This window comes from Paraburkholderia sp. BCC1885 (assembly GCF_900996235.1).
Lineage (GTDB): Bacteria > Pseudomonadota > Gammaproteobacteria > Burkholderiales > Burkholderiaceae > Paraburkholderia.
In genome coordinates, this window is sequence record NZ_CAAJGM010000260.1 from 1 (window position 1) to 5579 (window position 5579).

Sequence of the window (5579 nt, forward strand, 5' to 3'; positions counted from 1 at the left end):
GGGGCCTCGCTCGTGATCGAGGGCGGCAACATGACATTCCATTGTCCAGCCGCGTTCACCATCAAGGCAGGCTCGTTCACGTTCGTTGGACCCGACAACGTGCCGACCCAGTTGCCATCCCTGCCGAAAAGCGGCCTGAAGATTTCCGATACGTATTCGTCATCCCATTGAAGCCATGATCATCAGCGCTCCCTTTCTTCCGGCGGCGGGCCTGACGGCCAGCGACGCATCGAAACCGGACCCCATGATGGACCTCATCGACCGGTTCGAGATCGGTCATCACGGCGCCTGGCCGGTCACCTTCGACCGACGTTCTCATTGCGCCATCCATCTGAACCCGGGCGAGCAGGCGGAACCTGTCCGCGCGATCGCCGATGGCGAAGTCGTCGCGTACCGGGTTTGCAGGAATGCCATCTCGGATGGCACGACTGATACGACGACCGGGCAGCCTCTGCTGAACTCGAATGCCGGCTTCGTCCTGCTGCGGCACAAGACCGATACGGGCGACGGACGCACGGTCACGTTTTACTCGCTCTACATGCACCTTCTGGACATGACCAGCCAGGAGCACATCGTCCCCCAACCTAACGATCCGCCGGAGACCGGCTCGGCGAACGCGCTACCCAAGTGGCTGCTCGATACGGCAGGGGGCAAAGATGGGGTGGTTCAGACGGGCGGCACGAAGAAGGTTTACCGCAAGGACATGCTCGGCTACGTCGGCCAGCATCAGGGCGTGGCGCATCTGCACTTCGAAATCTTCATGGCGGACGGCGATTTCACCGCCTGGTTCGACAAGGTACAGATCGGGGTGAAAAAACCGGCCCAGCCGACCACGGGTGACTACTGGGGGCACAGCTATTTCGTCATTTCCGGCCCGCAGGAGTTCTATTCGCAGCCTGCGGGCATGGATGAGAAGTGGTTTCCCCGAGTGCCGGGCGGGTCTATTAGCAAAGACGATACCCTCTACGTCGAAGCATGGTTCAACAAGGGGCGGCGATTTACGCGTGCGTGGATCGATAAGGGTGGCAGTGGCAACGTGACCTTGCTCACGCCTGACCCCATTGCTGATCCATATGACAGCGGCACCGACAGCCACCACAACCCAAAGCGCTATGAATACGACCTGTGTGATCGTGCGATGGCGCTCTATTCGGGTTGTCCTAGTGATGGCTATGAAATGCTGCGGTTTGGGCGCATTCTCTCGGACCATCCGACTTTGACCGGAGTGGCCTGTGCCACATGGATCGCAGTGCCGCTCGATGAAAACGGCACGCTCGGCTATGTCAACATCGCGCCGGATGCCATCAAGAAGCTGTCCGACGCGGATTTCCCGTTCTTCACGGGGTGGCAAAAGGTCGACGGCGACAACACGCCGTTCAACGACGCCGGACGATGTGATTACGCCACGCTTTGCGGGTTGACCGGCATTCAGGATTCGTTGCCGTCGGCGCGACCGCTCGAAGCCGACCCGAACAACAACGATGAGGCTAATCTGCAGCTTGCCAGCTACGTGCAGAACACGGATGGCGTGGACGAGAAGCTCAAGGGAATGGTGTTCAAGGCGCGTAGCGAATGGGATCCGTCCAACAACGAGGAACGGTACAAGGACCTGAACGATCCGTATGGTTTCTTTTGCAAACAGCAAGATACCAACCCTGATGGGTACACCAAGTTCACCGATTTCCTGAGCAAGTTTCAGTTTCTGGACAAGACACCGCTTGCCGGGCAGCAACTTTGGTTCTTCCATCCGCTGGCGTTTATTCGTCACTTTAGGAAGTGCGCGTGGCTTAATGCTCAGGAAATGGCAGAGTGCTTTCCGCGTAGCCTGCTGCAGCTAGAGTTGACTCAATTTCGACCATCAAGGTTGGCATGGAATAGCGCACTTTCACATGCGGAGAAATGGAATAAATCGTTCAATATTGGGACGAGAAAGTATGGGATTAACTCGATTCGCTTATTGCACTTTTTGTCGCACGTTATTCCTGAGACTGGCAGACTGAGCTTGGTCAAGGAGATCGGTGGTGAACAAAAATCTTATAGTCCATATTATGGGCGGGGGCTTATTCAGCTAACACATCTCGAAAATTACAAGCCTTATGGGAATTTTCGAAAATTTCATGGAGTTGTGCCCGAGAAATTCCATGCGCTTGGATGGGACCCAGATGTCTTGATCGCCAAAGATAATAGTGGGGCGCAAAATACTGATAACTGTGTCGATAGTGCTTGTTTTTATGTTGTGAAGCGAAGTGGAATGCTATCGCACGTGGATGCCGGCGTTACGCAGGACGATGCGATCAGGGCAAGTAAAGATGTTAACGGCTACGTGGCCATAGAGAATCTCAATGGATTGGAGGTTCGTCTTCAATCGGTTGTCTATTTGCGAAATATTCTCACTGATGAGATTTTTAAAAGCGAACAGGTGACCATAACTTTTGACTGGCGGAGAAACTCACAAAAAGAACCGGTCCTGAATGCGGAGGGTGTTCCCGTTATGAAGGGCCATCCACCGCATCAGCACCCAAAAAAGAAATTTTATAGAACGACTCATACCATCAATACATCTATTGAACGGCAGATTCCCTAATGAAGAAAATTCTTGGCCAACTATTTTCTGTTGCTTTCGCATTACTGCCAGCAGTTGCGCACTGCGAAATTTCAGAGGAAGTATATTGCTTCGATTCGAATGGATCGGGATCAAAGAATTTCGGCCTTCATGTTTTGTACGATGATGCTGCAAAGTGGTCTGGAGCATTTGTGAAGTATCGAGGTGCGAAATCGGCAATAACGTTAATATCAAAGAATGAAGAATCGGAAGAGATCAATTCGGGGCGTCCGGATCAGGTGACGACTACGTGGTATGAAGTTTACGGCGGAAAAATCACGGGGGAGTATGAGATGATGAGTCAAGGTGCGAATATATATTCCATGACTTACAAGAATTACGGGACTCGCAAGCAAATTCCGTTTACTTTTGATCCGGAGGCGTTAAGGAAAAACGGCTCCGAATGTATTTGGTGATGTGCTGAAACCTTCTGTTTGGGTCCGTTCGATTTGAAGAATATGCGGCGCATTTTTATCGATATGTGCTGAAGTTGCTAAAGGGTTTTCATTAACATATGCAATCTCCCATCCGCAAAGGCGACAAACTGGAGCACGGCGGCGAAGTCACAGGCGGCTCACCGTGGTTTGAGGTGATGGGCCGCCCGCTCGCCCGAAAGGGCGACGAGGCGATCTGCGAACAGCACGGGCCAACCACGATTGACGAGGGCTATGCCAAATTTCCCGATCGCGACGGCAAGGAGGTTGCCTTCCATCAGTACCGCTGCGCGTGTGGCTGCCGTCTGCTCTCGTCGCTCATGAATTTCAACATCGAGTAATGCCGGTCGATCTTTCTCCCGCCGGACACCCCAGCGGGTATCCGCCCAGAATGCGTTTCTGGCCATGGGCGGCGACCTGGTTCGTGTGCAACGTGTTCGGTCCGATATTTGTGCTACTTGCGTGGCCGGAGGGTGAACCGGCGCGTAGCCTAGAGTTCTGGAGCTGGATCGTCGGGGCGCCGAACGGCTTGTTCCTGGTCCTGCTCGGCTTTGCCCGCGCGGGTTACGAGGTCCTGTGGTATCGCGCGTACTGGCGCAACCATCATCGCGACCGTTGGCTTGCGAAAAAAATCCGGTTCGCGCAGCGCCCACTGCATGTAGTTGGTGCAGGGTATTGCCTGCCGCTAGCGGGCAAATCCCTTGCCGAAGCTCTTGCAGGTAAGCACTCGCTCCTGAAGATGCAGAGCGCCCGACATGGCTCGGGTAAGGTCTCGTGCAATCGCTTTGAGGACCACGACCCGTTGCTGGCCGGGCTTCCCGTGGCGGGCGAAGAGGAAAGCGAGGGCGGCGGCGCAGGCGTAGTGACGGAGGTTGCTCCCGCTGTCCAGATGATCCGTGCAGCGCTTGAACCGCTGGCCGGAAGTCTTCAGGCGCTGACCCGATACGAAAAGCCGTATTGGCCGCAGGTGCGTATGCTTGCCGAACCAAAGACTGCGGCCCTGCGCGTGGCCCAGGTTCGGGAGGCGTTGCGGCTGGCCGCGCTACCGCCACTCGACGTTCAGGCCGTTCCTGCGACCGATGGTCTGCTGGTAGCTGACGGCTGGCTTGACGCCCGCGATCCCCGTCCGCTTCTCGCGGTCGCCGCAGCATGGTACGACGATGCCATCGACGAAGGCTGTGCCGAAGGTTGTGCCGCTGTGCTGCTCGACCCTGGTTACTTCAAGCTCCCTCAGGAAGTCCGCCACAAGGCTGCGCTGCACCGGCCCGTCGAGGGGCGCGACGGTGAAGCCGAGTGCGGTTTTGCGAATGCCGCCTTCTGGGGCAACGCCAAGGCCGCCGCGGTGACGCGCGCGTGGATCACGCGACCGGTTGAGCACTGCGACCGCGCCCTCGCTGCCACTGGTTTTCAGGCCGCGTCGAAGGACGCCGAACAGCATCGGCTTGATCGCATTGTCGGCAACGTGGACGCGGCAAACGCCTTGCTGGCAATTGCGGCTGCCATTGAGTCCGGCGCCACGGCCGGCCCGCAACTGGTTGTCGATGGCCTGCAGTCGGCCGTCCTCTATGTCATACCCAGAGAACAAACCAACGCTTCCTCGCATGACGATTCCCCAAAATAACCTGAAGCACATGCAGCCTGAAGCCGTCGCCAGTAAGCCGGCTCCGAGCCGCGCGGCGATCTGGGGCATGCCCTTGGCAGCCCTCGTCCTCGCCGTCGCCGCACTCCTGCTGGTCTGGTTCGGGAATGACCGTCTTGGGATCGCGGATGGCACACCCCGCACGCGGCTATTGATCGGTATCCCGATCATGTTGATTGTCGTCGTGATCGTCCATCTGTTCGCGGTATCGACGGGCGCATACGGCGGGGCCGCCAGGCTGTTCCGCTCTGAAACCGGCGACCGCACGACGGCAGCGAAGCCGCTCAAGCGCGATGCGCGACTACAGCGCGTGTACGAGGAGCTACGCGTGTCGCACGGCTGGTTCTGGCACCGCCGCGTGCGCTGGCTGCTGATAAACGGCACGGACGAACGCGTCGATCAGGTTGCCCCCGGTCTGAAGCAGACTGGCATCATGCACGTGGGCGAAACCATTCTGGTCCACGCAGCGCCGGACGGCATCGAAGTGGCAAAGTGGCTGGGCCAGATCCAGCAGTTGCGATACCCCTATCCAGTAGACGGTGTGGTCCATGTGGCCCGCGCCAACGATCAGGATACCGAACTGACCCGCAAATTGTCCGCGATTGCCACCGCGCTAGGCTGGGCCGCGCCCGTCACGTTTCTGCATCCGGTCGCGGCGAACGGCAAGTATTCCGAACCTTTTGAAGCGGTGGGTGCATTCATGCCAGACGGCCCCCACAGGCATGTGCAGGCTGCCGTTGCCGTGCTGCCGGACATGCTGGACGAGCTGGAACAGAGGACGGCAGACGCGGGCGTACGCCTTTATACGCGCGAGAAAGCGGTATGGTTGCTGGAAATCTCGAAGTACGTAGGCGACCATCGCGAACAGATGGCCGCAAGCCTACGCGCGCTCGCTTCGTCGAAC

General features: G+C 57.5%; 4 protein-coding genes and 1 pseudogene. All 5 read left to right on the plus strand.

The features are described from left to right. Window positions 1-175 precede the first annotated feature (175 nt). Window positions 176-2584 carry a hypothetical protein gene (locus FQ755_RS33555; RefSeq protein WP_144161598.1) on the plus strand — a complete coding sequence of 803 codons (2409 nt, stop codon included), beginning with the start codon at window positions 176-178 and terminating at the stop codon, window positions 2582-2584. Beyond that, a complete protein-coding gene (locus tag FQ755_RS33560; protein WP_144161601.1) occupies window positions 2584-3018 on the plus strand; it encodes a hypothetical protein in 435 nt (144 codons plus the stop codon). Before FQ755_RS33555 ends, FQ755_RS33560 begins: the two co-directional genes overlap by 1 nt. Window positions 3019-3116: 98 nt before the next feature. After that, a complete protein-coding gene (locus FQ755_RS33565; protein WP_014971976.1) occupies window positions 3117-3377 on the plus strand; it encodes a PAAR domain-containing protein in 261 nt (86 codons plus the stop codon). Further along, window positions 3377-4657 (plus strand): hypothetical protein, encoded by a 1281-nt coding sequence (locus FQ755_RS33570; protein ID WP_260859000.1) that lies wholly within the window; start codon window positions 3377-3379, stop codon window positions 4655-4657. The genes FQ755_RS33565 and FQ755_RS33570 overlap by 1 nt, the downstream gene beginning before the upstream one ends. Then, a pseudogene (locus FQ755_RS33575) lies at window positions 4638-5579 on the plus strand (type VI secretion protein VasK); the annotation flags it as partial. The gene FQ755_RS33570 and the pseudogene FQ755_RS33575, both read left to right, overlap by 20 nt.